We start from the raw sequence: 24485 nt of genomic DNA on the forward strand, positions 1-24485 counted from the left end.
ACGGTGTGTTACTCCGCGGCCTCGGCGTTGGCCTGGTAATTCCCGGACGCCTGCCGGACCGCCCGGTGTGCCTGCTCCATCTGTTCGGTGATGCCTTTCAGGCTCTCCTGGAGCTTTTCGGTCGCCGGGGAATACCACTGGGTGAAGGCTTCGGCGTAATCGTCCCCGGCGCCCCACGGTGTGCCGAGCGCCGCGAGGGAATCGCGGAACCGGTCGTGGGCGGCGCGCACCGCTTCCGCGTGATCGCTCAATTCCCGTCCATGGGCGTTCAACGGAGCGGTGTCCACGGACATGTAGTCGGAAGTCATCGACGCCGCCTTTCTGCGGACCGGTCCCCGGACGGCACGGAAATCCGGGCGCACCGTCACGGACGGGAAGGGTGAGGGGTGGGGAGAGGAAGGTGATACGGAAGAGTGGGAGATCGGGCCGGAAACATCACTCCATCACGGTGCGCCCGGCCGGGAAAAGGGTCTCTGGGCCCAATTCCCGGCAGGAGAGGGCGGGTTCGCCTCCCGACCCTCCCGAGGGAGAGGAGCAGGCCCTGACCTGGTACGTCGCCGGGGCGCCGGGTCAGTCGTCGTCCTCGTCCGGGTGGGGCGAGGGTGCCTCCGTCCGTGGTGAGAAGACGTGGCCCAGCAGATCTCCGGGCACCAAACGGCCTTCCAGGAGGGCGTCCATGTCCACGCCGGAAGGCGCCATCGGGGTCATGAGTTCCCGCATCTGCGTCATGACTTTCGCCCGTGCGCTGCGGGTGGTTTCCAAAATGAGGTGTTCGAGTTCGGGGCGGGCCATCTTGCGGTAGCCGTCCGAATGGAAGGTGACGCCGGTGGTCTCGCCCTGCGGGCCCACGGTCACGGTCAGCAGCCGTTGCGGTGACGCCGCCGAGGCGGACATCTCCCGCATTTTCCGCTGTACGGCGGTGAGTTCGTCCATCCGGCCGCGGAGTTTCTCCTGAAGGTCCTCGACGTTCAGGTCGGGAAATCCGTTCAGCCCGGCGAAGGGGTCCATCTGTGTGCTGCCTTTCTCGGATGCGTCGGTGGGTGGCGGGCGGGCGGTCAGCGCTGCGGGCGGCCGATCACTCCGTCGGTGTCCCCTCCCGTGTCGGCGCCCCAGGTGTCCTCGTCCTCCAGCAGCCAGGTGGTGCGCTCGCGTTCGGACTCTCCGCCACGCTGGGCGCCCTGGGCGCCGGTCATGGGGGGCATGAACGGCATCCCGCCCATGCCGCCGCGCGCCGCGGCGCCGGCGGTCCGGCCGGCCAGGGCGCTTTCGGCGGCCGCGGTCCGGGCCGCCTGCGCCTCCGCGGCGGCGGCCCGCCCGGCCCCGGCGGTCGCGGTCAGCCCCTTCACCGCCGGATCGTTGCGCAGCAGGTCACCGAACTCCTTCCCGAGCGGCGTCGGCTTGGGGACGCTCTTCGGGGAGGGCCCGATCCCGCCGTCGCCGATGCGCCCGCCGGGCAGACCGGAGGTGATGCCCGGGAACTTGGGCGGCGCGGGCAGCGTGGGCCGGCCGAGCGCGGAGCGGTTGCCGGACGGTCCGGTACCCGGCCGGAAGAGGGGGGCGCGGGGGCTTCCCGCGCCGCCCGCCGACGACCCCGGTCGCGTCGGCATCGTGGGCATCACCGGCATGGCGGGCAGGGCCCCGCCGTCACCCGCCGCAGCGGCGTCCGGGGCGCCGGGGGCGTAGCCGTCGGCGCCCGGCATGGCCGAGGTGTCGAGACCGCCCGCGCCGGAGGGGAATTCCGGGGTGGCGGGCAGGTCCGGGGTGGCGGGCAGATCCGGGGTGCCGGACGCGCTCATCGTGCTCATGTCCGGGACGGATCCGGTGCCGTCGCCGCTCCCGGCGGAGGGGAATTCCGGGGTGCCGGGCATCGCCGTGTCCGACGGCGCGTCCGTGCCCGTGGTGCCGGAATCCGTACGGTCCGGCATTCCCGGCATCGAGGGCAGCGAGGACGCCTTCACACCGTCCGGGCCCGTGGCCGTTTTCAGCGTGCTCGGCATGTTCGGCATTTTCAGATTCGCCGGGGAAGACCCTGCACCGGAGCCACCTCCGGCGAACTGCACCGCGCCCGGCGCGGGCATGTTCGCCTTCTGTGTGCGGTAGGCCGCGGCGAGTTTGGTGAGTTCCTCCCGCATTCTCTGTTCCATGGGCCCGTTCACGGAGGGGATGTCGGTGAGGTGGAAGTACCACACTCCGCCCTTCTGCTCGACCGGCGGGATCTTGTACTTTCTCTTCCAGGCTTCCCTGCCAGGATCGCCGAGGCCGTCCCACCAGGTGTGCACCGATTCGCAGGCGGTGTGCCACAGATTCATCACCTCCTGCCCGTGCACATCGAGCGCGTCGCCGCTGCTGTTGATGGCGCTGACATGGCGTTCCAGCGCGGAGGAGTGTTCGCCCAGTACCGTGTCCGCCTGGGTGAGCAGGCCGGAGAAGGAATCCGCCGCCGCACCCGACCAGTATTCTCCGCGGTTCACGTGTTTGTTCAGCTCGGAGAGGAGTGAGCGGGTTCTTCCCATGGCATCGGACATGGCGGTCACCGCGTCGGCCGCCAGATAGAAGGTCTGCGGATCGGGCTTGGTCCAGCTGTCGATGCGGTCCTGCGAATACGGGCGGGCCTGCCCGGTGAAAACCTTACGGATCGATTTGGCGTCCCAGGTGCTGTAATCCGAATCGGGCCGCATCTGCTGCGACTTGGAATTTGCTTCCTCTTCCTTCTGCTTGTCCTTTTCCGCTTCCTTGTCCTTGCCCATGCCCCACGCTCCCCTCTTCTCCGCGGGCCGTCCGCCGACAGCCCCTGACCTGTGCCGCGGCGGGCCCGGTCAGGCCGGTGCCGGGTCCATTGCCGGGTCCTTGCCGGCGGCGGGCGGCGCGTCCGCTCCCCCGCCGGTGGCGTCCGGGGCACCGGCGTCCTTCGCCTGGGAGAGCGCGGACGTGAACGAGCCCACGACCGGGGCGAGATCGGTCACCAGGTGGGCGTTGAGCTCCTCCGACGTGCGGTAGCGGCGGGAGACGTCGTCGAGCTTGTCGGCCAGCCGGCGGAGCTGGTCGCGGACGGTCACCGCGCTCTGCATGAGTTCGTTGATCCGGCCGTCCCGGCCCGAGCCGACGAATTTCCGCAGGTCCTCGCCGTCGGGGAACCATCCGGCGTGCAGCCCGTTGACGGCCGCGAGCTGGGATTCGGACTCTTCAAGCGGTGCCGCGGCCTCCCGCAGGAGGCCGGCGAACTTCCTGATCATGTCGGGGGTGACCTTGACGTCGGCCTTGCCGCCCGTCCCCGCCGGGCCGCTCCCCTGCGGCGGTGCCTGGTCGGTGGCCACCGGCCGCTGTGTCGTGACGCCCCCCGGTGCGGGGGCCTGTGCCGTGCTCATCGTCGTCTCCTCACGGGCCGCGCGCCGTCCGTCCGCACAGGCGCGCGGCCCTGGCGGGCCTGCGGGTGCGGCGGGTACGGGGCCGGTCCCCGTACCCGCCGGGGCCGGTGCCCGAAGACGAGTCCGGGCACCGGCGGGGGAATTCGGCTCAGCGGCCGAAGAGTCCGGCGTTCTGCTGGTCGGTGTGCTTGGTGTTGTGCGCGATCGATTCCAGCGTGGTGCCCGACGAGTTGAGCGAGGAACTCATCCGGGCGCATTCCTCGTTCCAGTGGCGCTGGGCGATTCCGTAGGCTTCCACGGCGTCGCCGGTCCAGTGGGACTTGAGCCGGGTGACTTTCTGGTCGAGCAGGTCGAGTTGGTTCTTGATGTCCGCGGTGGCCTTGCGGAGGTCTTCGACGACCACGGCCACATTGCCGAACTGCATGCTGTACTGAGCGGTCATGGTGATCCTTGGGTGAGCGTACGGAAGGGAATACGGAATCAGCCGGCGCCGAGGACGGATTGGATGGAGCCGACCGCCTCGTGGTTGGCGCTGTTGGTCCGCTCGTAGTTCGCGACGCTGTCGTTGAGGACGGTCACCATGCGGCCGAGGTCGCCGTAGACCTTCTCGAAATGCGCGGTCCATTCGGACATGACGCGCTGGTACTGCTGTGCCGTGTCGCCGGTCCAGCCGCTGGTCAGTCCCTGGAGGGTGCCCTGGACGGTGCGGAGAACGGAGTTGAGCTGATTCTGCGTGTCCTCGAAGTCGGAGATCGCCGTCCGCATGGAGCCGGTGTCGACGAAGTTGTAATTAGTGGGCACGGACATCGCCTCGTGTCTGAAGTTGCGGGTTCCGGCGCGCGGCGGGAAACCCCCTTGATTTCCCGTCCCACGCTAGGAGCCGCCGTATACGGGGAACAGGGCCCGCAGACTCAATTCCCCTTCTTTCCGACGGGAGTCGGGGCAGCCCGCTTTCACCGGTCCCCGGAAACCGGCTGTTCCCGCCGGGCGGCCGCCGGGGTCAGCGCCGGGCCGGTGGGGATCAGGGCCAGCAGTTCCGCCGGGACGGCGGCGCGGGGCGCGCCCGGGTAGCCGAGTGCGGCCGAGGCGTCGGTGCCGCCGGTCTCCGGGAGCGGGTACTTCACCCCGAGGTCGGTGATCAGGTAGGCGCTGCCGCGGGTGGCGCCGGCCCGCGGGGGCGTGGCCGCCAGGACTCCGGCGCCCGGTGCGACCCGGGCCCGGACCGGGCCGGTGTCCTTCCCCGGTGCGGCGCCGTCCGGGGTCCGGGCGAAGCGCAGCCGGCCAGGGCCGGGCCGTCCGCCGGTCCCCGGTGCCAGGGCGGCGCACGCCATCCGGTCGTGGTGTTCGGCCGGTTCGTAGAGGTCCGGCGGGGCGGGCGGCAGTCCGGTGGCGCCGGGCACCGTGGCCGCCGGTGCGGCGGCCACCTCGGCGGCGTCGGCGGCGACCGGTTCGGCGCCCGCCGACTCGGCCACGGTCAGGTCCTTCTGCGTCTCGGAAAGCGGTGCGAGGCCGCGCGGCAGGACCAGGAAGTACTGGGCGCCACGCCCCGTGCCGCTGCCGAGCCGGAGGATCTGGCCGACGCGGGTGGCGCGGTCGCCGAGCCGCGGTCCGGCGTCCCCGCGGTGCGGCACCCGGGGCGCACGCAGTTCGGGGCCCTTGGTCAGGGCGCCCGCCCAGAGCGCGGACACCCGCCACGGCTCCGCGGTGCCGTACCCCAGCGCGATCCGGGCGGCGCGTCCGGGCAGGTCCAGCAGGGTGTCCCGCCAGACGAGGTGGAGGGCGCCGTCGGGGGTCTGCACCAGTGCGGCCCGGTCGCGGCCCGGGGCGGCCGCGGTGAGCGCCCCGTCGACGGCGACCGTGTCGCGTACGGCGGTGGCGGCGCCCTTCGCCGGGGCGGGCGCGGAGCACACCAGCCAGTCGCGGCCGCCGAGCCGGTCCGGCGCGGGGAGCGCCTCGGGGGCGCCGGGGATGCCCACGGGCGCGCCGTGCGGGACGCCGGCCAGGGCGGTGCGCGGTACGGCGGTGGGGCGGGCCCTGGCGCCGAGCAGCCGGGCGGAGGCGTAGTTGGCGACCGGGTGGAGGGTGCCGTCGAGGTAGACGTAGCGGCTGCCGGTCTCCGTCTCCGTGATCAGGGTGCCGGGGGCGCGCCACGGGGGTGCGGCGGTGGCGGGCATGAGGAGCCCCGCGACGGCGAAGCCCGCCACGACGAGGGCGGCGACGACGATTCCGCCCATCGCCGCCCGGCTGAAGCGCCGCATCGGTGTCTCGGCGGCGTCCGGTTCCCCGCAGGTGAGTGCGGACACCACCCGTCCCAGGACGAACATGTGCGCCTGGAGCTGATCCTGCTTGTTCTGCATCGTTCCTCTTCGCGTCCGAACGGGCCGGTGGCTGCTGCGGCGCGGGCGTCAGCCGCCGACCGCGCGGTGGACCGCGCCGTAGACGCCGAGCACTTGGAGCAGCACCGGGAGCACGGCCAGCGCGGTCGCGGTCTCGCCGATGTCGGCGGCCCGGCCCCAGTACGGCAGCGGCCGCATCCGGGGCATAAACCGCGCGCCGACGAGGAACAGCGCGGCCACCACGAAGAGGCCGCCCAGCTCCAGGAAGAGCCGGAGCGTCGGGGAGAGGTGCCGGGCCAGCTCGGTGGTGAGCAGGAGAAGTCCGGCGGTGGCCGGGACGATCGCGGCCATCCGCTGCCAGGCGCCCCGCAGGACCCGGCTGCGCAGCAGCAGCGCCGCGCAGGCGAGGGCGACGAGGGTGGCGGGGGCCCAGCCCGGGGTGTGGACGAGCGGCCCGAAGCACAGGGCGCACACGGTGCCCAGGGTGCAGAAGAGCGCCGTCATGAAGCGGTCGGTGACGGTGACCCGGCGCAGCAGCGGGACGGCCTGGACGGGGTCGATCTCCTCGCTCAGGTCCTCGGCGCCGGTCGGCAGGGCCGTGGTCCGCAGCCGGGCCATGCGGAAGGCGAGCAGCGGCACGGCCGGGCCGAGGGCGAGCGCCACCGTCAGCAGGACGGCGGCGGCGCCGCTGCCGTCGAGTCCGGCCAGTGCGGGCAGCGCGCCGACGGCCGCGGCGAGCCCCAGTCCGCTCGCCGCGGCGAACAGCGGCCGGGCGGTGGGATGCAGCGCGATGCCGGGGGCGGCCGCGGTGAACACCGCCGCCCCGGCGCCCAGCAGTTGAGGGGCCGTCAGCATTTCGGGGTGCGGCCCGCCGGCGGCGAGGGCGCCCAGCAGTCCGGCGTACGGGAGGGCGGCGAGCCCCAGCAGGAGGCCGGCCGTGGGGTCGGCGAAGGGGCGGGCGACGACGCCGGAGGCGAGGACCAGCAGGGCGGCGAGGGTTCCGGCGGCCACCGCGCGCGGGGCGGCGGCGCCGGGGAGCAGCAGCACCGGCCAGCCCGCGGTGAGGGCGGCGAGCATGAAGCCGAGCATCAGCCGGCGGGTCATGCCCGGGTGCCAGCGGTCGGGGCGGGCGCGGATGCCGGTGGAGATCCCGTCGACGAGGTCGTCGAAGTCCATCTCGGGCAGGGCGTCGTCCCGGGGCCGCAGGGTGACCACGTCGCCGTCGCGCAGTCCCAGGGAGAGCGGGGTGCGTTCCTCGTCGAGGGGCGGCTCGCCCAGCCGTTGCAGGACCCAGCCGCCGTGTTCGAGACCGGCGTCGGCGAGGTCGCCGCCCGCGCGCCGCAGCAGCGGGGGCAGCAGGTCGCACAGGGGCACCCCGGCGGGGACGGCGACCTCCGCCTGCGCTCCGCCGGGGGCGACGACCACCAGCCGGCACATCTCTCCTGCGGGGTGGCCGCTCAGTGTGCGTGCACTCATTTCCGAACCTTTCAGGATTCCGGCCCGTACCTGTGAGTGAGGGCCGGCCGGAGGAGTTGTCCTCCCCCACCGGTCTACGGCCGGGTCCGTCCCGGAGGTTCAGTGACTGGCTGCCAAGGAGGCACGCTTCGTGACCACGGTCATCTTCCGCCGTCCGCTGCGCAGAACGGGGCCCGCGGTGCCGGAGGGGGAAATCGCCCTCCAGGAGCCGCCCGTGCTGCCGGAGAAGCAGGGCGGCGGTATGTCCAAGATGATGACGTACCTGCCGATGAGCGTCTCGTCCGCCGCGATGATGCTGATGTTCGCGCAGCCGGGCAGCGGCGGGCACGGGGCGCTCGGCTATCTGGCGCCCGGGGCGATGGCGCTGTCCATGGTGATGATGCTCGTCGGCCAGTTGGGCAACTCCGCCGGTGAGCGCAAGCGGCGGCTCCAGGGCGCGCGCCGCGACTATCTGCGGTATCTGACGCAGTCCCGGCGGCAGGCGCGGCGGACGGCGCGGCAGCAGCGGGCGGCGCTCGCCTGGCTGCACCCGGACCCGGCGGGGCTGTGGTCGGTGGCGATGAGTTCGCGGCTGTGGGAGCGGCGGGTGACCCACGACGACTTCGGCGAGGTCCGGATCGGCACCGGTGAGCAGCGGCTGGCGACGCGTATCCAGTCGCCGCAGACCAAGCCGGTGGAGGATCTGGAGCCGCTCTGCGCGTCGGCGCTGCGGCGGTTCATCCACGCCTACGCGAAGGTGCCGGAGCTGCCGCTCGCCATCTATCTGCGGGCCTTCGCGCGGGTGCTGGTCCGCGGGGACGACACGGTGCGGCGGGACATGGTGCGGGCGGTCGTCGCGCAGTTGGCGACGCTCCATTCGCCGGAGAACCTGTGTCTGGCGGTCTGCGCCGACGACTCCCGCCGTGCGGAGTGGGACTGGGTGAAGTGGCTGCCGCACGCCCTGCACCGGCGTGAGCACGACGCGACCGGGCAGGTCAGGCTGGTGGCCGACAGCTACGAGGAGCTGGAGCGGCTGCTGGGTGAGGACTTCGCCGAGCGGGCCCGTTTCGATCCGTCGGCGGCGCCCCGGAAGGGCGAGCCGTACACGGTGATCGTGCTGGACGGGGTGCCGCTGCCGGCCGGGACGCGGATCGCGGAAGGCGGGGTGGCGGGCGCCACCGTCATCGATCTCGCCGAGTCGCTGCCCTGGAAGGGCGACCGGGTCACGCTGCGGCTGAATGTGTCGCAGGACGCGGTGGAGACCGTCGACACCGACCGGACCGGTAAGGACGTCACCTCCCGCGCGGGCCGTCCCGACCGGCTCGGCACCGCGCGCTGCCGGGCGCTGGCGCGGCTGATCGCGCCGTACCGGATGGGCGCGTCGGTGGAGTCGGCGGATCCGCTCTCCGCCGACTTCGAGCTGACGACGATGCTCGGGGTGGGGGACGCCCGCTCCTTCGACCCGGAGGAGTTCTGGGCCTCGCGCGCGGCGCGGGACCGGCTGCGGGTGCCGATCGGGGTCAGCGAGGACGGCACGCCCGTCGAGCTGGACATCAAGGAGTCCGCGCAGGGCGGGATGGGTCCGCACGGCATGCTGATCGGCGCGACCGGCTCGGGCAAGAGCGAACTGCTGCGCACCCTGGTGCTGTCGCTCGCCGCCGGCCATTCGTCGGAGATCCTCAACTTCGTCCTCGTCGACTTCAAGGGCGGGGCGACCTTCGCGGGTCTGGAGGAGCTGCCGCACACCTCCGCGGTGATCACCAACCTCGCCGATGAACTGCCGCTGGTCGACCGGATGCAGGACGCGCTCCAGGGCGAGCTGGTCCGGCGCCAGGAGTATCTGCGGCAGGCCGGGTACGGCTCGCTGTACGAACACGAGAAGGCCCGGCAGCAGGGCGCGCCGCTGGAGGCCCTGCCGACGCTGTTCCTCGTCGTCGACGAGTTCAGTGAACTCCTCAGCACCAAGCGGGAGTTCATGGATCTGTTCGTGATGGTGGGGCGGCTCGGCCGGAGTCTGGGCGTCCATCTGCTGCTGGCCTCGCAGCGGCTCGACGAGGGCCGGGTGCATCTGCTGGAGTCGCATCTGTCGTACCGGATCGGGCTGCGGACGTTCTCGGCGTCCGAGAGCCGCAGCGTCCTGGGCGTCCCGGACGCCTACCAGTTGCCCTCCGCGCCGGGCAACGGCTACCTCAACTCGGACATGAACCTCACCCGCTTCAAGGCGGCGTACGTGTCGGGCCCCTACCGCGCGCCCGAGCGCCGCCGTCCGGCCGTGGTCGTCGAGCGGCAGGTCGCCGACTTCGGTACGGCGTATGTGCCCGTGGACCTGCCCGCGGAGCCGCCCGCCGGGCCGGAGGAGGCGGACGCGCCGCCGGAGGAGGGCGAGGCGGCGGCGAGCCTGTTCGAGGTGCTGGTGGACCGGTTGCGGGACGTCGGGCCGCCGGCCCGTCAGGTGTGGCTGCCGCCGCTGGCCGAACCGCCGGCCCTGGACCAGGTGCTGCCGCCGCTCGCCCCTCACCCGGCGTACGGGCTGGGCCCGGCGGACGCGGAGCGGCGCGGGACGCTGACCGCCGCGCTGGGCATCGTCGACCGGCCCTTCGACGGGGTCCGCGATCTGCTGACCGTCGATCTGTCGGGCGGCGCGGGCCACGTCGGGATCGTCGGCGCCCCGCAGTGCGGCAAGAGCACCCTCGTCCGGACGCTGATCAGCGCGCTGGCGCTGACCCACACCCCGCGGGAGGTGCAGTTCGCCTGTCTGGACTTCGGCGGCGGCACGCTCACCGCCCTCGCGGACCTGCCGCACGTCTCGGGCGTCGCGACCCGGCTGGAGCCGGAGCGCGGCGGGCGCATTTTGGCGGAGGTCGGCCAGTTGCTGGCGGACCGGGAGCGGCAGTTCCCCGAGCACCGCGTCCAGTCGATGGCCGCGTACCGCCGGATGCGCCGGGAGGGGAAGTTCCCCGACGATCCGTGGGGTGACGTCTTCGTCGTCGTGGACGGCTGGTTCACGCTGCGCCAGGAGTTCGAGGCGTGGGAGGCGGTCCTCACGGACCTGGCCAACCGCGGGCTGAACTACGGCATCCATGTGGTGATCGCCGCGAACCGCTGGTCGGAGATCCGGTCGGCCGCCCGCGATCTGCTGGGCACCCGGCTGGAGCTGCATCTGGGCGACGCCATCGAATCGGAGGTCGGCAGCCGGGCGGCGGCCGGGGTGCCCGCCCTTCCCGGGCGCGGGCTGACCGCCGACGGACTGCACTTCCTGACGGCACTGCCGCGTATCGACGGCGCCGGCACGGTGGACGACCTCCAGGAGGCGACCGCCGCCCTCACCGAGGACGTGACGCAGAGCTGGCCGGGCCCCCGGGCGCCGCGGGTGCGGATGCTGCCGCGGGCCGTCGGCGTCGGCGAACTGCCCGCCCCGCAGGGCGATCTCCAGGTGCCGCTGGGGCTGGACGAGCACCGGCTGGAGCCGCTGTGGCACGACTTCGCCCAGCAGCCGCATCTGATGCTCTTCGGCGACACCGAGTCCGGCAAGACCAACCTGCTGCGCCTCCTCGCCCGCGGTGTGGCGCACCGCTACCCGCCCCGCCGGGCCCGCATCATGACCGCCGACTACCGCCGCGATCTGTACGAGTGGATCCCGGAGGACTCCCAACTGGGCTACGCCGTCTCGGAGTCGGCGCTCGCCGAGATGGTGGCCTCCACCGCGGAGACGCTGCACGGCCGCCTCCCCGGCCCGGAGATCACCCCGGACCGGCTGCGGCTGCGCGACTGGTGGACGGGGCCGGAGCTGTTCGTCCTGGTCGACGACTACGAACTCGTCGCGGGCGGCGGTATGGGCGGCCCGCTCGCCCCGCTGCTGCCGCTGCTGCCGCAGGGCGCCGAGATCGGCCTGCACCTCGTGGTGGCGCGGGCGAGTTCCGGGGCGTCGCGCGCGATGATGACCGATCCGCTGCTGCGCCGCCTGTGGGAGCTGGGCACGCCGGGTCTGCTGATGTCGTGCGGCAAGGAGGAGGGCGTCTTCCTCGGGGACGCGAAGCCGCGGCTGCTGCCGCCGGGCCGCGCCCAGTTCGTCACCCGTCGGCACGCGCCGACGCTGGTGCAGACCGGTCTGGTGGGGACGCCGGGCGAGGTCCGGCCCGGGTAGCGGCCGGACCTCGGCCACGGGCCGGTCCGGCGCGCCCGCCGGGCCGGCCGGTGGCGCGGGCGCGCCGCCGGTGCGCGCGGGCCGGGCGACGCCGCCGCCCCGCCCGTGACCGGCAGATGAACGATCGCCCAACTCTCCCCGGATACAGTCGAGTTGGGACTTCCGGAGCCGTCGCGGCGGTCATGCTCGACGGGTGAGAAACGAACAGAGGGCGTCACAAGGCGCACCTTTCGGCGTCGGGTCCGTGAAGAATCCGGGGCACCGGCGGTGAGCGGGTACCCGGCGCCCGCCGACACCGCACAGGCCCTCGCCGCGGTGGGGTTGCCGCACCCGGGCGGCGATCCGCGGCGGCTGCGCGAACGGGCCGGGGCGCACGACGCGCTGGCGGACGGACTCGCCGCGCACGCCGAACGGATCGCGGACCTGCTGCGGCGCTCCGAGGAGCTCTGGCAGGGCGGGGCGGCGGACGCGTTCGCCGGCGGCACGGCCGCGCAGGCGGCCCGCGCCGCCCTCATGGCGCGGACCGCGGCCCGGCTGGGGCAGGCGCACGCCGAGCACGCCGAGAAGACCCACCGGGCCCTGGAGATCATCGAGGAGCTGGCGATCCAGATCGCCGCCACCTTGGTGATCATGGCGGCGGCGGCCTGGTTCCCGCCGCTGCTCGCCGTGGTCGAGGCACAGCTCGCCGCCCTGGCCGCGACCGCGGGCCGGTTCCTCCAGTGGCTGGCGGACCTGCTCTCCGCCCTCGTGCGGTTCCTGCTGCGGGCGCGGACGTGGATCGGCGAGGTGTCCCGCCTGACCTGGCGCACCGACACGCTCAGCGTCGGCTACGGCAAGCTGCTCCACGACGGGCTGCGGGACGCCGTCGTCGACGTCCTGGCCGGTCTGACCAACCGCGGCATCACCCACAAGCCGCTCGATCTCACCCTGCTGTGGTCGGCGCTGGGCAGCGGGGTGGCGGGCGGGGTGTTCGGCGCGGTGGAGGCGAGCGGCGCTCGTAAGGTCCTCACCGCCGCCGGGCGGATCGAACGGACCGCGGACGGCCTGCCGCGGTACGTCCCGTTCGGCGACCAGGCCAAGGCGTGGGCCGGCGGACTCGGCCGGTCCCGGAGCGCCGCCGACGGGACGGCCGCGCCCGTCCCGCCCACAGCGCCCGGAGCCGTGGAGCGGGTCCCGGGCCGTACGGAGATCGCGCGGGCGCTGGGCGGCCCGGGGCCGCTGGAGCGGTGGCGTACCGCCCGCGCCCAGGTCCGCGGGCACGGGCTGCGGGGGCTGCCCGGTGAACGGGACGTCCTGGCGGGCGAGATGGCCGGGGCACGGGCCGTCTCCGAGGCGGCGGACACCGCGCTGCGGACGGCCCGGGACGGACTGGGGCGGGCCCGCGCCCAACTGGCCGCCGCGGACGCGGACATCGCCGCGCACACCCGGGCGCTCACCGAACGGCCCCGTACGGAGGTCTCCGCCGCGGACGCGGCGCACCACCGGGCGGCGCTGACGGCCGCCCGGCAGGCCCGCGCCACCGCCGCCCGGGACGTCACGGCCGCGTCCGGCGCGGTACGGGAGACGGAACGCACGGCCGACGCCGCCCGGCGGGAGCTGGACGGCGTACGGGAGCGGCACCGCGCCTGGCGGGAGTTCGCGGACGCCGGTACCGAGGTCCGCGCACAGGTCCCGGTCCGCGCCCGCCTCGTCGACGCCTGGCGGCACAACGTGTGGAAGGAGGGCCTGGCGACCGGCTACCGCACCACCCCGGCGGGCGCCGCCGTCCCCGCGTCGTGGGCGAAGGAGAACGTCAGCGGCTTCGGCGACCTGGCCCTCAAGGCGCTCGGCTCCCCCAAGCCCTGGCGGCAGGTGGTGCTCTACGAGGGCGGCCTGAGCTTCCTGAAGGGCTCCCTGGGCAACGCCATCGCCACGGGGCTCGCCTTCGAACCGGGCCGGACCGATCCGCGGGTCTGGCTGGGCGTGCCGCTCGCGGGCGCCGGAGGGGCCGCGCGGGGCGCGCTGCGGGGCGCCGTCCACAACCGGACGGTGCCCGACAAGAGCGTCGAGGACGCGGTGTTCGCGCTGGGGCTGAGCAGTCTGTCGAAGGAGATCAACGGGGTGGCGGTCCGGGAGATCGCCCCCTGACCGGGCCGCCGCCGCGCTCAGGCGGCGGCGGGTACCGGCGGGTGGGCGTCGAGGTACGGCGCGAGGTAGCGCCGGGTGAGGCTGATGACCTCCTGGACGACGGCGCGGTCGTACGGGTCCTTCTCGAAGGCGAGGTCCAGCAGGCGGGAGACCAGCTCCGAGACCATCAGGCTGATGAGGTCGGCGTGCTCCCGCCCGAGGTCGGCGTTGCGGCGGCGGAGGGCGTCCGCGACCAGGTCGGCGCTGCGGCGCACCGCGGCGACGATGTCGCTCTCCGTCTCCGGCATGGCCCGCAGCGCGTTGCGCAGCGCCGCGCTGCCCGGCGCCTCGACCCGCAGCCGTACCAGCCCCGCGATGATGCCGTCGACGTGCGGCCGCCAGTCCGGCGCGGTGGCCAGGCCCGTGACGTGCGCGGCGAGGAACTCCTCCCGCATCGCGTCGAAACGGCCCGACAGCTCCCGGAGGATGGCCATCTTGTCCGGGAAGTAGGCGTACAGGGTGGAGACGTTGACCTGCGCACGGGCGGCGACGGCGTTGGTGTTCAGCGCCGGGAGGCCCGACTCCACGAGGATCGCGGTGGCCGCGGTGAGGATCTTCTCGACCGTCCGCTGCGATCTGGCCTGTACGGGCTTCCGGCGGAGCGCCGCGGCCGGCCGCGGCGCTCCGGCGCCGGTCTTGGGTGTGGGCATACCTCTATGGTGCCAGCCCTCGGCCCCGGTCGGCGGGGCGTCCCGGGCCCCGTTCCGCCGGACTCTTCCACCCTGTACGGTCCGGTGCGCCGCCGTGCCGCCCGGTGCGCGCGGAGGGGGCGGAGCGGCCGTCCGGCCTGCGGAGATTCGGGCCGCCGGCGCCGTCGCGGGAGGGCCGGCCGGGCCGCTCCAGGCCACCGCGCGGCGGGCCGGGCGAACGGTGCGTCACCCGGCATGACCCTGTGTCAATGGGCCCGTATACCCTTGCGGCCATGGGATTTCAGGCCCCGACGGCTCCCCCTCCCGGTCGGCGGACGGACGCGGCGCTGCTGCGGGAACTGGTCGAACGGGCCGCCGGCGGGCGCGGCTCCGCGGTGTGGGTGGAGGGCGAGCCGGGCATCGGCAAAACCTCACTGCTCTCCGCCGCCCTGGCCGACGCCGCGGCGCTGGGCTGCCGTACGGGGCTGGCCGCCGCGGACGAGTTCGGGGTGCGCTCCCCGCTGCGGGTGGTCCTCGGCTGCCTGGGGGTGGGCGACGGCGGGCCGGACGCGCACCACGACGAGATCCTGCGGCGGCTGCACGGCCCGCCCGCGCCCGGCGGACTGTCCGGCGCCGACCCCGTCCTGTCCGCGACGGAGAGTCTGCTGGCGCTGGTCGAGAAGGCGGCCGCCCGGCAGCCGCTGGTTCTCGTCGCCGACGATGTGCACTGGGCGGACGAGCCCAGCCTCATCGCCTGGCACCGGCTGACCCGTGCCGTCGAACGGCTGCCGCTGCTGCTGATCGCGGTGAGCCTGCCCGCACCGCCCCGCCCGGCGGTGGCACAGCTACGCCGCAGCGTGCTCGCCCGCGGCCGGCTGCTGCGGCCCAGCCCGCTCGCCGGAGACGAACTCGCCGCCCTGGTGGGCGAGTTGACCGGTGCGGCCCCCGGGCCGCGGCTGCTGCGTCTCGCGGAGCGCGCGGGCGGCAACCCGCTGCACGTCCGGGAGCTGGTCGGCGCGCTGACCGCCGGGGACCGGATCGCGGTCGAGGCGGGCCGGGCGGAGTTGCGGGAGGACGGCGACGGGAGCGCCCTGCCGCCGCTGACCTCACTGACCTCGCTGCTCCGCCACCGGCTGGCGTTCCTCACCCCGCCGGTGCTGGAGATGCTCGGCACCGCGGCCCTGATCGGCCCGGAGTTCACCGCGGGGCAACTCGCCGCCGTCCTTCAGGCCCCCGTATCGGAGCTGCTCACGGGGCTGCGCCAGGCCCTGGCCGCCACCGTGATCACCGGGTCGGGCTCCGCGTTCACCTTCCGGCACCCGCTGCTGCGGCAGGCGCTGCGCGACAGCCTGCCGTCCGCGCTGCGGCCGGTGCTGCACCGTCAGGTCGCCCGGGTCCTCGCCGCGGCCGGCGCGCCCGCCGAACGCGTCGCCGAGCACCTGCTCGCCGGGCCCGCCCCCACCGACCGCACCACCCTGGACTGGATCGCGGACCACGCCGCGCACCTCGCCCATCAAGTCCCCGCGACGGCCGTCGAGCTGCTGACCCGGGTGGCCGACGAGGGCGCCGGCGGCGGGCGGCAGGCGGTCGTCGCGGGGCTGGCGCAGGCCCAGCTCCGGCTCGGCCGGCTCGACGAGGCGGAGCGGCGTGCCTGGCAGGCGCTGGACGGACCGGCCGAGCCGGAGGCGGCGGCCGCCACCCGCTGGACGCTGACGCGGGTACTCCTCGACGCGGGGCGGGACGAGCGGGCGCGCGCGGTGATCGGGGAGACGCTGCGCCGGACGGCGCTGCCGCCGCACTGGCGGGCCCGTTTCCAGGCGCTGTCGGCGCGGGCGCTGCGCGCCGACGGCGATCCGGACGGCGCCGACGCCCGCGCCCGGCAGGCCCTCGCCCTCGCCGAGTCCTGCGGGGACGGTTTCGGGCGGGGCTACGCGCTGTGCGTACGGTGGCAGGTCGCCTCCGTACGCCGTGATCACCGGGCCGCCCTGGCGGCGGTGGAAGAGGCCCTGGCGGTGCTCGACGACCGCCCCGAGCACGGCGAGGTGCGGTCCTGGGCGCTGGAGAGCCGGCTCTTCACCCTCCAGAACCTCGACCGGCCCGACGAGGCGGACGCCGCCCGCCGGGAGGCCGTCGAGGCCGCGCGGCGCGGCGGCGGGGACCGGGTGGGCCCGCTCGTCGCCTCGGCCGTCCACGACTTCTGGCGCGGCCGCTGGGACGAGGCGGTCACCGCTCTCGGCGCGGCCGCCCCCGAGGCCGCCCCGTACGGTCCGCGTGAGCGCGGTCCGGTGCTGCTCCTCCACGGGATATCGGCGCTGATCGCCGGTCACCGCGACGAGCGGGAGCAGGCACGCCGGCATCTGGCGGCGGGCGCCGCGGGCCTGGCCGCCGACCGGGAGCACCACGACTTCCTGCTGGCCGCGCGGGCCCTGGAGGCGGAGCGCGGCGGGGCGCCGGAGCGGGCCGTGGCGCTGCTGGCGGAGTTGCTGGAGTCCGGTCCCGGCCGGCTGACCCTGGTCCACCAGTGGCTGCCCGATCTGGTGCGGCTCGCCACGGAGACCGGTGACACCGCGACGGCGACGGCCGCCGCCGAGGCATGCGCGGCGGAGGCGGCGAAGGAGACGGAGCCCGCGCGGGCGGCGGCCGCGGCCCGGCGCTGCCGGGGCCTGCTGGAGGCGGACCCGGAGCCGGTGCTGGCGGCCGCGGCGCACCACGCGGCGGTGGGCAGGGTGTTCGAGCAGGCGCAGGCCCTGGAGGACGCCGCGGTGCTGCTGGCCCGCCGGCGCCGCCCGGCCCAGGCCCGGTCGGCGCTGGTGGAGGCGGTGGCCCGCTACACGGAGCTGGGCGCGGTGTGGGACGTGCGCCGGGCGGACACCCGGGCCCGGCGCCACGGTGTACGGCGCGGCGCGCGCGGGCCGCGGCCGCGGGCGTCCTTCGGCTGGGAGGCGCTGACGCCGACGGAGCTGAGGGTGGCGCGGCTGGTCGCCGAGGGGAAGTCCAACCCGGAGGTGGCCGCGGACCTGTTCCTGTCCCGGCGCACCGTGCAGACCCATGTCTCGCACATCCTGGGCAAGTTGGGCGTCACCTCCCGCGTCGGCATCGCGACCGAGGCGCTACGGCACCCGGAGGGCCCGGCCCCGGCGGGGTGACGGCGGGGCGTGCCGGCGCCCGTACCCACGCGAGCGGCACGGCGCCCGGCCCGGGGCGGCACTCCGGGCCGGGCACCGTTCACACCACGGCGGGTCCGCCCGCGCACCGCCCGCGGCTGCTGGCCCGTACCGCCAGTTCGACGCGGGAGGCGACGCCGAGCTTGCTGAAGATGCCGCCCAGGTGGAACTGGACGGTACGGGGGGAGACGAAGAGCCGGGCGGCGATCTCGGGGTTGGAGCGGCCGGTGGCGACGTGCTCGACGACGACGCGTTCGGTCTCGGTGAGGGCGTCCCAGCCGCTCCGCGCCCGCCCGCGAGGGCCGCGCCGGGTCCGCAGTCCGGCCCCGGCGAGCTGCCGCACGGCGCGGGCCGCGTCCCGCTCCGCGCCGAGCCGGTCGTACAGGGACAGTGCGGCGCCGAGGGCGGCGCGCGCCTCGTCGGCCCGTTCACCGCGGGCGAGCACCACGGCCAGCCGCTCGCGCGCGTACCCCTCGTCGAGGACCCGTCCGGCCACCCCGAACAGCTCCGCCGCCTCCGCCAACACCCGTGCGTCGCCGTCGAGTTGACCCCGCACGAACAGTTCCAGGGCGTGCAGCCGGGGCGTGCGGCGGTCGTCGGGGGTGGCGGCCAGGGCGCGGTTGAGGTGGCGCAGCCGGGTGGTGTCGGACAGTTCTCCGGCGAGCCGGGCTGCGTCCGGGCAGAGGTGGTGCAGCATCCGGGGGCCGGCCTCGGGCAGCTCCGTCCCGCCGGCGTTCCAGAGGGCGTCGAGGGCGCCCGCGCGGTCCCCCGCGGCCTCCAGCGTCAACGCCTGTGTCCAGGGCGGAAGATGGGCGTGGAGGGCACTACCCGGCGCTCCCTCCGGCCCGTCGAGCGGCGGGCGGTGCGGGGCCTCTCCCCGGTGGACGGCGATCACGGCGGCCTGGCAGCGGAGTGCGGGGTGCAGCCGGAGGTGGTCGGTGGTCTCCAGTCCGGCGCCGATGTCGGCGAGGGCGTCGTCCCAGTGTCCGGCGTGGAAGGAGGCCGCGGCCCTACCTGCGTGACAGGCCGTCAGGAAAACGCCGCCGCCGTCGTCGTGACCGGCCGGCGCCGGCGCGAACGCCCGCCGGGCCTCCGCGAAGCGGCCGAGGTCGGTCAGGGCCAGTCCGCGCAGGACGTGCGGCGCCATGGTCAGGTCCGGGGCGACCGCCTGCCCGCCGAGGAGCCGCAGTGCCCGGTCGGAGAGTTCCAGGGCCTCGCGGACCCGCATCGCGGACAGCCGCAGCAGGGCGAGAACCACCGGCCCGTGCACGGTGGCGTCGAGCCCGCCGCCCTCCCCCGCGGCCACCGCACGGCACGCCTCCCGCTCCGCCTCGGGGAACCGGCCGAGGGCGAAGTGGCACTGCGCGGCGAACGCGTGGGCCCGGGGGTCGCCGGAGGAGGTGTCCGCGGCTTCCAGGGCCCGTTCGTGCTCGCCCTGCCGGAAGGCGCTCCAGGCGATCAGCCGGTTCAGCTCCCGCCGCGCGGACGGGGACGGGCCGTCGGCCAGCGCCGCCCGGGCCGCCCGCTCCGCGCCCGGGGCGTCGCCGGTGCGCAGCAGCGCCCGCGCCGACTCCCGGGCGAACGTCACCCGCCGCGGGTCGCCCGGACGCAGCCCGTCGAGGGCGCGCCCCAGCAGCGCGGCGGCGTCGGCCGGGGCGCGTACGGCGAGGGTCCGCGCGACGCGGGCCAGCCACTCCAGGGCTTCGGCGCCCAGCGTGACGCCCGGGCCCAGGAAGTACGGGGCGACCTGTTCCGGCGGGGCGCCCGCCGCGGCCAGCGCGGTGCCCACCTGCTGCCGGAGCGCGATCCGTACGGAGTGCGGCACCGTCTCCAGTTGCGCCTGGCGCAACAAGGGGTGACGGAAGGCCAGTTCGTGCTCGGACGCGGTCAGCAGCCCGGCGTCGACCGCTTCCCGCACCCCCTGCCACACCTTCATCACGGGCGCGGCCATCGCGGTGGCGAGATCGGCCAGGTGCACCCGCGGGCCCATGACCGCCGCCACCTCCAGCACATCCCGTGTGCGGTGGGGCAGCGGGTCCAGTTGCCGCTGCAGCGTCTCGTGGACGCGCGCCGGCAGCGCGGTGTCCTCGGCGGCGGGGGACACGAGGTCGGCGACGCCGTCGGCCACGCTCAACTCTCCGCCTGCTGTGAGGTGTCCGAGGAGTTCGGTGACGAAGAGCGGGTTGCCGGCGGCCGCGGATATCCGCCGCAGCAGTCCGGGCCCGGTACGCGCCCCGGTCCGGTCGGCGGCGAGCGCGGCGACGTCCGGCGCGGCCAGCGGAGCCAGGGCGAGCCGCCGCTCGACGGCCGTGACGACCGCGCGCAGCGCGCCGTCCGGGTCCGGGGCCACCCCGGTGGAGCGGACCGCCAGGCACAGCAGCAGCGGCAACCGGCCGGCCGCGGCGCGGCGCAGGCGGTGCAGGACGGCGAGGCTCGACGGGTCGGCCCAGTGCAGATCGTCCACGAGGAGGGCGACCGGCCCGTCGTCGCAGTGGCCGGTCAGCAGACGTTCGACCCCTTCGGCGGCGTCGAACGCCCGCCCCGGTGTCCCGATTCCCTCCGCGCCGGGCCGCGCCGCGCGGGGCCGCAGACAGCCGCGCACCGCGTGGAACGGCACGTACCGCTCCAACTCTTCGCCCGCACCCCGCAGTACGCGGAGTCCGGCGTCGGCGCACCGCCGGGCGAGGGTGTCGAGCAGGGCGCTCTTGCCGATTCCGGGCTCCCCCGAGAGCAGTACCGAGGTGCCGTGTCCGCCCCGCGCCCGGTCCATCGCCTCGCCGAGGAGTCTCAGCTCGTCGTCCCGCCCGAACAGCGGTGCGGCTGTGTGACTGGTGCTGACGATCGTCATCCCGACTCCCGATCCAGGAGGTGTACCGGCCCGTACGGCGGCCTGCGCGAGGGGGCGGCCCGGCCCCGTACCGGGACGGTCCGGGGTCCGCCACGGCGGGGACGCCGAGGGCGCACCCCACCCACAGAAGGCAAGCTTTTGCTTGAATTCAAGCTACGCCCCCGCATTCACCAGCGTCAACGCGGCCACCCCGACGGCCACCCCACCCTCGAACTGTTCGATATCAAGGGCGAGTTCGGCCACCTCGCGAGCGGCGCCCCCGGGTGTCCGGTCCCAGCGATGTGTGGGCAGCCCCGCTCTTCCGTGGGCAAGAGGACCACCGTCCCGGTCATCCGTAGCCAGGTTCCGAGGTGCTCCAGTCTTCTGTGAGCAGGGTGGCGAGGGTCTTTCGTACGGCCGGTCCGGGGCGACGGCCGGTGCCTTGGGCTCGTGGGGTGGGATTTCGTACGGGTGGGTGCGCCGGAGGCCGTGCTGATGGAGAACGTGCGGTGGCCGGCCGGCTACCGGCATCCGCCGTGCACCGCCCACAGGTTGCCGATCGTCCGGTAGAGGTGTTCGGCAAGGGGGCCTCGCTGCTGGCCGGAGTCAGGCAGGTGGGCGATCAGATCGCGGTGCGTCCGGTGCTCTTCCACCTGCTCCGGTGGCGCCTCTTCGTCGCGGATCTCCGCGCGGGACTGCTGTCGGCGGGTACGCGGGTCGAGCTCGGAGAGGTACGGGAAGGGGGCGGCGGGCGATGGTGGGGACACCGATGCGGCTGCGCGCCGGCCGGGGTGAAACCCAAGGGCGGGCGTGAGGCGGTCAGCTCACTCGTTCGCGCCTGTGGCCGGGCGGGTGGACCACGGGGGAAGCAGGGTGGGCTCTGTGTCTTGGCCCGCCGATCGTGAAGGAAGTTCATGAGCGCTTCGAAAGCAGCGCCGAAAGCGGCGCCCGCCACGGGCGGGACGGCCTCTTCCCGGCGGTCGGTGGTGTTCACCGGTGCCCGGGTCTTCGACGGCCGCTCCAACGAGCTGACCGCGCCGACCAGCGTGCTGCTCGCCGACGGGAAGATCGCCGCGATCGGCGACCAAGGCGACGCCCCGTCGGACGCCCTGGTCATCGACGCGGACGGGCGGACCCTGACGCCGGGCTTCATCGACGCCCACGCCCACGTCATGCTGCAGCCCACGCTCGCGGATGCGGCCAACACGGACCTGGCCTACCACGGGCTGTACGGCGCTTCGATGGCGAAGCTCTACCTGTCGCGCGGCTACACCACGATCCGGGACACCGGCGGCAACACCTTCTCGCTGAAGAAGGCGATCGACGCCGGGATCACCGACGGGCCCCGGATCTTCCCGTCCGGGCCGATCATCTCCCAGACCTCCGGGCACGGTGACTTCACCCCGGTGGCCGAGCCCTCCCGCCTGGTGGGAGGGCATCGCGACAGCACGCAGATGGACGGGCATCTGCTGGTGGTCGACGGTGTGCCGGAGATGCTGCAGGCAGCCCGCTACGTCCTGGGCCGCGGCGCCTCCCAGATCAAGCTGGCCGTGAGCGGCGGCTGTGCCTCCGAGCGCGACCCGCTGGACATCACCGAGTTCACGGCCGAGGAGATCGAGGCGGCGGTGAAGGTGGCCGGCGACTGGAACACCTACGTGGCCACCCACGTGTACAACACCTCGGGCGTCCGCCGCGCCGTCGAGGCCGGAGTGCGCACCATCGAGCACGCCAATCTGATCGACGCCAAGACCCTGGAGCTGATGAAGGAGCACGGGACGTGGCTGAGCCCGCAGGTCAGCGTCTACGTCCAAGACCCGCCGGGGCTCGCGCCGGCGACGAAGAAGAAGTTCGCCCAGGCCCGGGAGGGGCTGGACACGCTGTTCACGCTGGCGAAGAAGAGCGGGTTCGAGCGCATCGGTTTCGGATCGGACATCATCAGCTCGCCGGGCACCCTCGCGAGGATCAACGAGGAGTTCGTGCACCGGACCAAGTGGTTCGACCCGGCAGAGGTCCTGCGCCAGGCGACCGGCAACAACGGCCGGATGCTCGCCCTGGCCGGGCCCCGCAACCCCTACCCCGGCATCCTCGGCGTGATCGAGCCCGGGGCGCTGGCCGATGTCCTGCTCATCGACGGCGACCCGCTGGCCGACCCGTCCGTCCTCACCGACCCCGAACGGAACCTGGCCGTCATCGTGAAGGACGGACAGGTGGTCAAGAACCTCCTCGACGACGGTAAGTAGGGGTTCGGTGGGCCCGTGTCCGCCGGGGCAGTGCTCCGACGGACACGGACCCGTGTCGTCTCCCGCCCCGCGACCGCCCCCTGGAGCCGGTGTGAGATTCCGTACCAGGCGTGACGCGGACGGCGAACCGGCCTCCGCCCGGAGTGCCGAAGCCTCGGGCACGGCTCTGGAGTTCTTCCAGGACGCCGCGGTGGCCCAAGCCGACGCCGGTGTGCCGAGCTTCCACGTCTCCACGCGCATGCAGCAGATCGCCACCGCCTTGGGGCTGCCCGGCACCCGGGTGTACACCATGCCCGCCGGGGTGCTCGTCCATCACGCCGACGGCACCACCGCCTTCTTCGATGCCGACAACTCCACTGCCGGAACCGGCTCGCTGCGCATGGACCAGCTCCAGGAGCTGCAGTCCCTCCTCGACGACGTGGCGGCCGGCCGCACCGGCGCCGAGGAGGGCCTTGACCGGCTCAAGGCGATGAAGGAGGGCCCGCCCCGCTACAGAACCGCCACCGTCCTGACCGGGCACGCGTTGTTCGGCCTCGGATTCGGCATGCTGCTCAAACCCACCTGGTGGGGTCTCGTGCTCGCCGCCGCCCTGGCCGTGATCGTCGGCGGGGTCAACAGTGTGGCGGCCCGCAACCGGGCCGGAGCGGCCCTGTTCCCGGTGGTCGCCGCGTTCGCCGTCACCGCCGTTGTCGACCTGTGCGCCCCCCGCATCGGCATGAACCCCGCCCTGGCCCTGATCGCGCCGCTGGCATCACTGCTGCCCGCCGCCGCCATGACCTACGCCGTCATCGACCTGTCCGCCGGCCAGGCGATCTCCGGCACAGCCCGGCTGGCGGTCAGCGTCCAGCGCATGGTCCTGCTCGCCTTCGGCGCCTACGCCGCATCCAGGCTGGTACCCGTCGCACCCCACTACACCGGCACGACACTGGACTGGGCCCCGTGGCTCGGTGTGGCCGTCTTCTGCGCCGGTTCCCTCCTCACCGAGTCGGCACCGGTCAGAGCCCTGCCCGCACTGCTACTCGTGGCGTACACCACCTTCACCGTCCAGTTCTTCGCCACCGGCCACGGCGGGCCGATCCTGGGCGGCTTCACCGCCGGGGTCGCCACCGTCATCGCCGCCGGCGTCTTCGACCGCGTCCCCGGCGCCCTGCCGTCGTACGCCGGTTTCGTTCCCGTGCTCTGGGTTGTCGTCCCGGGCGCCCTGGGCCTGCAGGGCGCCGTCGAACTCGGAGAACCCGGCGACCACCTGAACGCCGTCACCGAGATCGGCATCGCCGCCATGGTCATCGTCGCCCTCGCCGTCGGCATCCTGTTCGCCACGCTTACCTTCGACACCGTCCGCTCAGCACTCCACCGCCGACCTCACGCCCGCACCCGCCCGCACGGCTGAGCGGAGCGCCCGACCGCTGCGCGGCTCCAGGCGGCCGGGTCTTGAGCGGAGGTCAGGCCGGTATGCCCGCCTTGATGACGTGCTTGAGGCACTCCTGCGGCCGGGTCGGGACGGAGATGTCCTCCAGCGGATCACCGTCGACGACGAGCAGGTCAGCGTGGGCACCGGCGGCGAGCGTGCCGATCCGGGTGTCACGGCCGAGGACGCGCCGGCATCGCACAGCTCCGGGAAGCGAGGCCGCGATCTGCACCGCCCTGTCACTTCCCCCGCGGCCTCCACGAGACCTCAAAAACGTCCACCCTGACCAGTGTTCGAGCCGAGAGCAACGGCACACTCAGGCCGTGATCGCCCTCGTCCGCCGCAGCAGATCACCAGCCAACAGCCGTCCACTGCAGATCAACCCGCGTGTACGGCGCGCCTGGCTCGCGGAGCCCTCACCGACGAAGTCGGCCATCGTGCGCGCACACCAGCACGCGGTGCCTGCTTCTCCCGCGCGATCCGCGACCACCCGCGCAGACGTGGCATCCGCGCGGTGATCCCGGAACGCGCCGACCAGCAGGCCAACCGGCGGCAGCGGACAGGCGGGCGGCAGACCACCAGCCTTCGACCGCGAGGCATACAAGCAGCGCAACACCGTCGCACGCCGCGTCAACCGCCCGAACCGATGGCGCGGCATCGCCACCCGCTACGAGAAGACCTCGACCCTCTACCTCGCCGGACTGTACATCGCGGGCGTATTCCTCTGGTCCGCCCGCTGATCCGAACGAAA

At 74.4% G+C, this 24485-nt stretch carries 17 protein-coding genes and 1 pseudogene; 6 read left to right on the plus strand and 12 right to left on the minus strand.

Annotated features, from left to right (window positions below):
- Nucleotides 1-8: 8 nt before the first annotated feature.
- The 8 genes from ACGH2B_RS01890 to eccD all read right to left on the minus strand — a co-directional run bounded on the left by ACGH2B_RS01890 (nt 9) and on the right by eccD (nt 7177).
- The gene (locus ACGH2B_RS01890; RefSeq protein WP_399083000.1) at nt 9-308 is read right to left on the minus strand and encodes a WXG100 family type VII secretion target; all 300 of its coding nucleotides are present in this window, start codon (nt 306-308) and stop codon (nt 9-11) included.
- A gap of 262 nt (nt 309-570) precedes the next feature.
- Nucleotides 571-1008, minus strand: coding sequence for a YbaB/EbfC family nucleoid-associated protein (locus tag ACGH2B_RS01895; protein WP_399083003.1), 438 nt, complete (start codon nt 1006-1008; stop codon nt 571-573).
- A 47-nt stretch (nt 1009-1055) separates the two neighbouring features.
- Nucleotides 1056-2747, minus strand: a complete 1692-nt coding sequence (locus ACGH2B_RS01900; protein ID WP_399083006.1) for a hypothetical protein — start codon at nt 2745-2747, stop codon at nt 1056-1058.
- Between the two features lie 69 nt (nt 2748-2816).
- Nucleotides 2817-3365 carry a hypothetical protein gene (locus tag ACGH2B_RS01905; protein ID WP_399083009.1) on the minus strand — a complete coding sequence of 183 codons (549 nt, stop codon included), beginning with the start codon at nt 3363-3365 and terminating at the stop codon, nt 2817-2819.
- Between the two features lie 148 nt (nt 3366-3513).
- Nucleotides 3514-3807 carry a WXG100 family type VII secretion target gene (locus ACGH2B_RS01910; protein ID WP_399083011.1) on the minus strand — a complete coding sequence of 98 codons (294 nt, stop codon included), beginning with the start codon at nt 3805-3807 and terminating at the stop codon, nt 3514-3516.
- Nucleotides 3808-3845: 38 nt separating this feature from the next.
- Entirely contained in the window at nt 3846-4172 is a 327-nt protein-coding gene (locus ACGH2B_RS01915; protein ID WP_399083014.1) for a WXG100 family type VII secretion target, read from the minus strand.
- A gap of 146 nt (nt 4173-4318) precedes the next feature.
- Nucleotides 4319-5722 (minus strand): type VII secretion protein EccB, encoded by a 1404-nt coding sequence (gene eccB / locus ACGH2B_RS01920; RefSeq protein ID WP_399083017.1) that lies wholly within the window; start codon nt 5720-5722, stop codon nt 4319-4321.
- Between the two features lie 48 nt (nt 5723-5770).
- The gene (eccD, locus tag ACGH2B_RS01925; protein ID WP_399083020.1) at nt 5771-7177 is read right to left on the minus strand and encodes a type VII secretion integral membrane protein EccD; all 1407 of its coding nucleotides are present in this window, start codon (nt 7175-7177) and stop codon (nt 5771-5773) included.
- Nucleotides 7178-7307: 130 nt separating this feature from the next.
- Here eccD and eccCa point away from each other — a divergent pair, with 130 nt between their 5' ends.
- On the plus strand, nt 7308-11300 hold the full coding sequence (gene eccCa, locus ACGH2B_RS01930) for a type VII secretion protein EccCa (protein WP_399083023.1): 3993 nt from the start codon (nt 7308-7310) through the stop codon (nt 11298-11300).
- Between the two features lie 267 nt (nt 11301-11567).
- Complete coding sequence (locus tag ACGH2B_RS01935; RefSeq protein WP_399083027.1) at nt 11568-13427, plus strand: hypothetical protein; 1860 nt, start codon at nt 11568-11570, stop codon at nt 13425-13427.
- 17 nt (nt 13428-13444) lie between these two features.
- On the opposite strand, the gene ACGH2B_RS01940 is transcribed toward ACGH2B_RS01935, so the two are convergent.
- A complete protein-coding gene (locus ACGH2B_RS01940; protein WP_399083029.1) occupies nt 13445-14116 on the minus strand; it encodes a TetR/AcrR family transcriptional regulator in 672 nt (223 codons plus the stop codon).
- 272 nt (nt 14117-14388) lie between these two features.
- Here ACGH2B_RS01940 and ACGH2B_RS01945 point away from each other — a divergent pair, with 272 nt between their 5' ends.
- A complete protein-coding gene (locus tag ACGH2B_RS01945) occupies nt 14389-17241 on the plus strand; it encodes a helix-turn-helix transcriptional regulator (protein WP_399083032.1) in 2853 nt (950 codons plus the stop codon).
- A gap of 79 nt (nt 17242-17320) precedes the next feature.
- Here the strand turns inward: ACGH2B_RS01945 and ACGH2B_RS01950 are convergent, their stop codons facing one another.
- Nucleotides 17321-20107 carry an AAA family ATPase gene (locus ACGH2B_RS01950; protein WP_399083035.1) on the minus strand — a complete coding sequence of 929 codons (2787 nt, stop codon included), beginning with the start codon at nt 20105-20107 and terminating at the stop codon, nt 17321-17323.
- A gap of 500 nt (nt 20108-20607) precedes the next feature.
- Nucleotides 20608-20853 (minus strand): hypothetical protein, encoded by a 246-nt coding sequence (locus tag ACGH2B_RS01955; RefSeq protein ID WP_399083038.1) that lies wholly within the window; start codon nt 20851-20853, stop codon nt 20608-20610.
- Between the two features lie 147 nt (nt 20854-21000).
- Between ACGH2B_RS01955 and ACGH2B_RS01960 the strand changes: the two genes are divergently transcribed.
- Nucleotides 21001-22326, plus strand: a complete 1326-nt coding sequence (locus tag ACGH2B_RS01960; protein ID WP_399083041.1) for an amidohydrolase family protein — start codon at nt 21001-21003, stop codon at nt 22324-22326.
- A 91-nt stretch (nt 22327-22417) separates the two neighbouring features.
- Nucleotides 22418-23716, plus strand: a complete 1299-nt coding sequence (locus ACGH2B_RS01965; RefSeq protein ID WP_399083044.1) for a threonine/serine exporter ThrE family protein — start codon at nt 22418-22420, stop codon at nt 23714-23716.
- 52 nt (nt 23717-23768) lie between these two features.
- Here ACGH2B_RS01965 and ACGH2B_RS01970 read toward each other — a convergent pair whose 3' ends face one another.
- On the minus strand, nt 23769-23936 hold the full coding sequence (locus ACGH2B_RS01970; protein ID WP_399083047.1) for a hypothetical protein: 168 nt from the start codon (nt 23934-23936) through the stop codon (nt 23769-23771).
- 267 nt (nt 23937-24203) lie between these two features.
- Between ACGH2B_RS01970 and ACGH2B_RS01975 the strand changes: the two are divergent.
- Nucleotides 24204-24474: pseudogene (locus ACGH2B_RS01975) on the plus strand (IS5/IS1182 family transposase); the annotation flags it as partial.
- Nucleotides 24475-24485 lie beyond the last annotated feature (11 nt).

The sequence above is a fragment of the Streptomyces sp. BBFR2 genome, assembly GCF_044497305.1.
Lineage (GTDB): Bacteria > Actinomycetota > Actinomycetes > Streptomycetales > Streptomycetaceae > Streptomyces.

What these genes read in the sequence shown, in the direction of transcription:
- ACGH2B_RS01945 (WP_399083032.1), top strand. Translation starts at nt 14,389, where the DNA reads ATGGGATTTCAGGCCCCGACGGCTCCCCCTCCCGGTCGGCGGACGGAC.
- ACGH2B_RS01960 (WP_399083041.1), top strand. Translation starts at nt 21,001, where the DNA reads ATGAGCGCTTCGAAAGCAGCGCCGAAAGCGGCGCCCGCCACGGGCGGG.
- ACGH2B_RS01905 (WP_399083009.1), bottom strand. Translation starts at nt 3,365, where the DNA reads ATGAGCACGGCACAGGCCCCCGCACCGGGGGGCGTCACGACACAGCGG.
- eccD (WP_399083020.1), bottom strand. Translation starts at nt 7,177, where the DNA reads ATGAGTGCACGCACACTGAGCGGCCACCCCGCAGGAGAGATGTGCCGG.
- ACGH2B_RS01900 (WP_399083006.1), bottom strand. Translation starts at nt 2,747, where the DNA reads ATGGGCAAGGACAAGGAAGCGGAAAAGGACAAGCAGAAGGAAGAGGAA.
- ACGH2B_RS01950 (WP_399083035.1), bottom strand. Translation starts at nt 20,107, where the DNA reads ATGACGATCGTCAGCACCAGTCACACAGCCGCACCGCTGTTCGGGCGG.
- eccB (WP_399083017.1), bottom strand. Translation starts at nt 5,722, where the DNA reads ATGCAGAACAAGCAGGATCAGCTCCAGGCGCACATGTTCGTCCTGGGA.
- ACGH2B_RS01895 (WP_399083003.1), bottom strand. Translation starts at nt 1,008, where the DNA reads ATGGACCCCTTCGCCGGGCTGAACGGATTTCCCGACCTGAACGTCGAG.
- ACGH2B_RS01915 (WP_399083014.1), bottom strand. Translation starts at nt 4,172, where the DNA reads ATGTCCGTGCCCACTAATTACAACTTCGTCGACACCGGCTCCATGCGG.
- ACGH2B_RS01940 (WP_399083029.1), bottom strand. Translation starts at nt 14,116, where the DNA reads ATGCCCACACCCAAGACCGGCGCCGGAGCGCCGCGGCCGGCCGCGGCG.
- ACGH2B_RS01910 (WP_399083011.1), bottom strand. Translation starts at nt 3,807, where the DNA reads ATGACCGCTCAGTACAGCATGCAGTTCGGCAATGTGGCCGTGGTCGTC.
- ACGH2B_RS01890 (WP_399083000.1), bottom strand. Translation starts at nt 308, where the DNA reads ATGACTTCCGACTACATGTCCGTGGACACCGCTCCGTTGAACGCCCAT.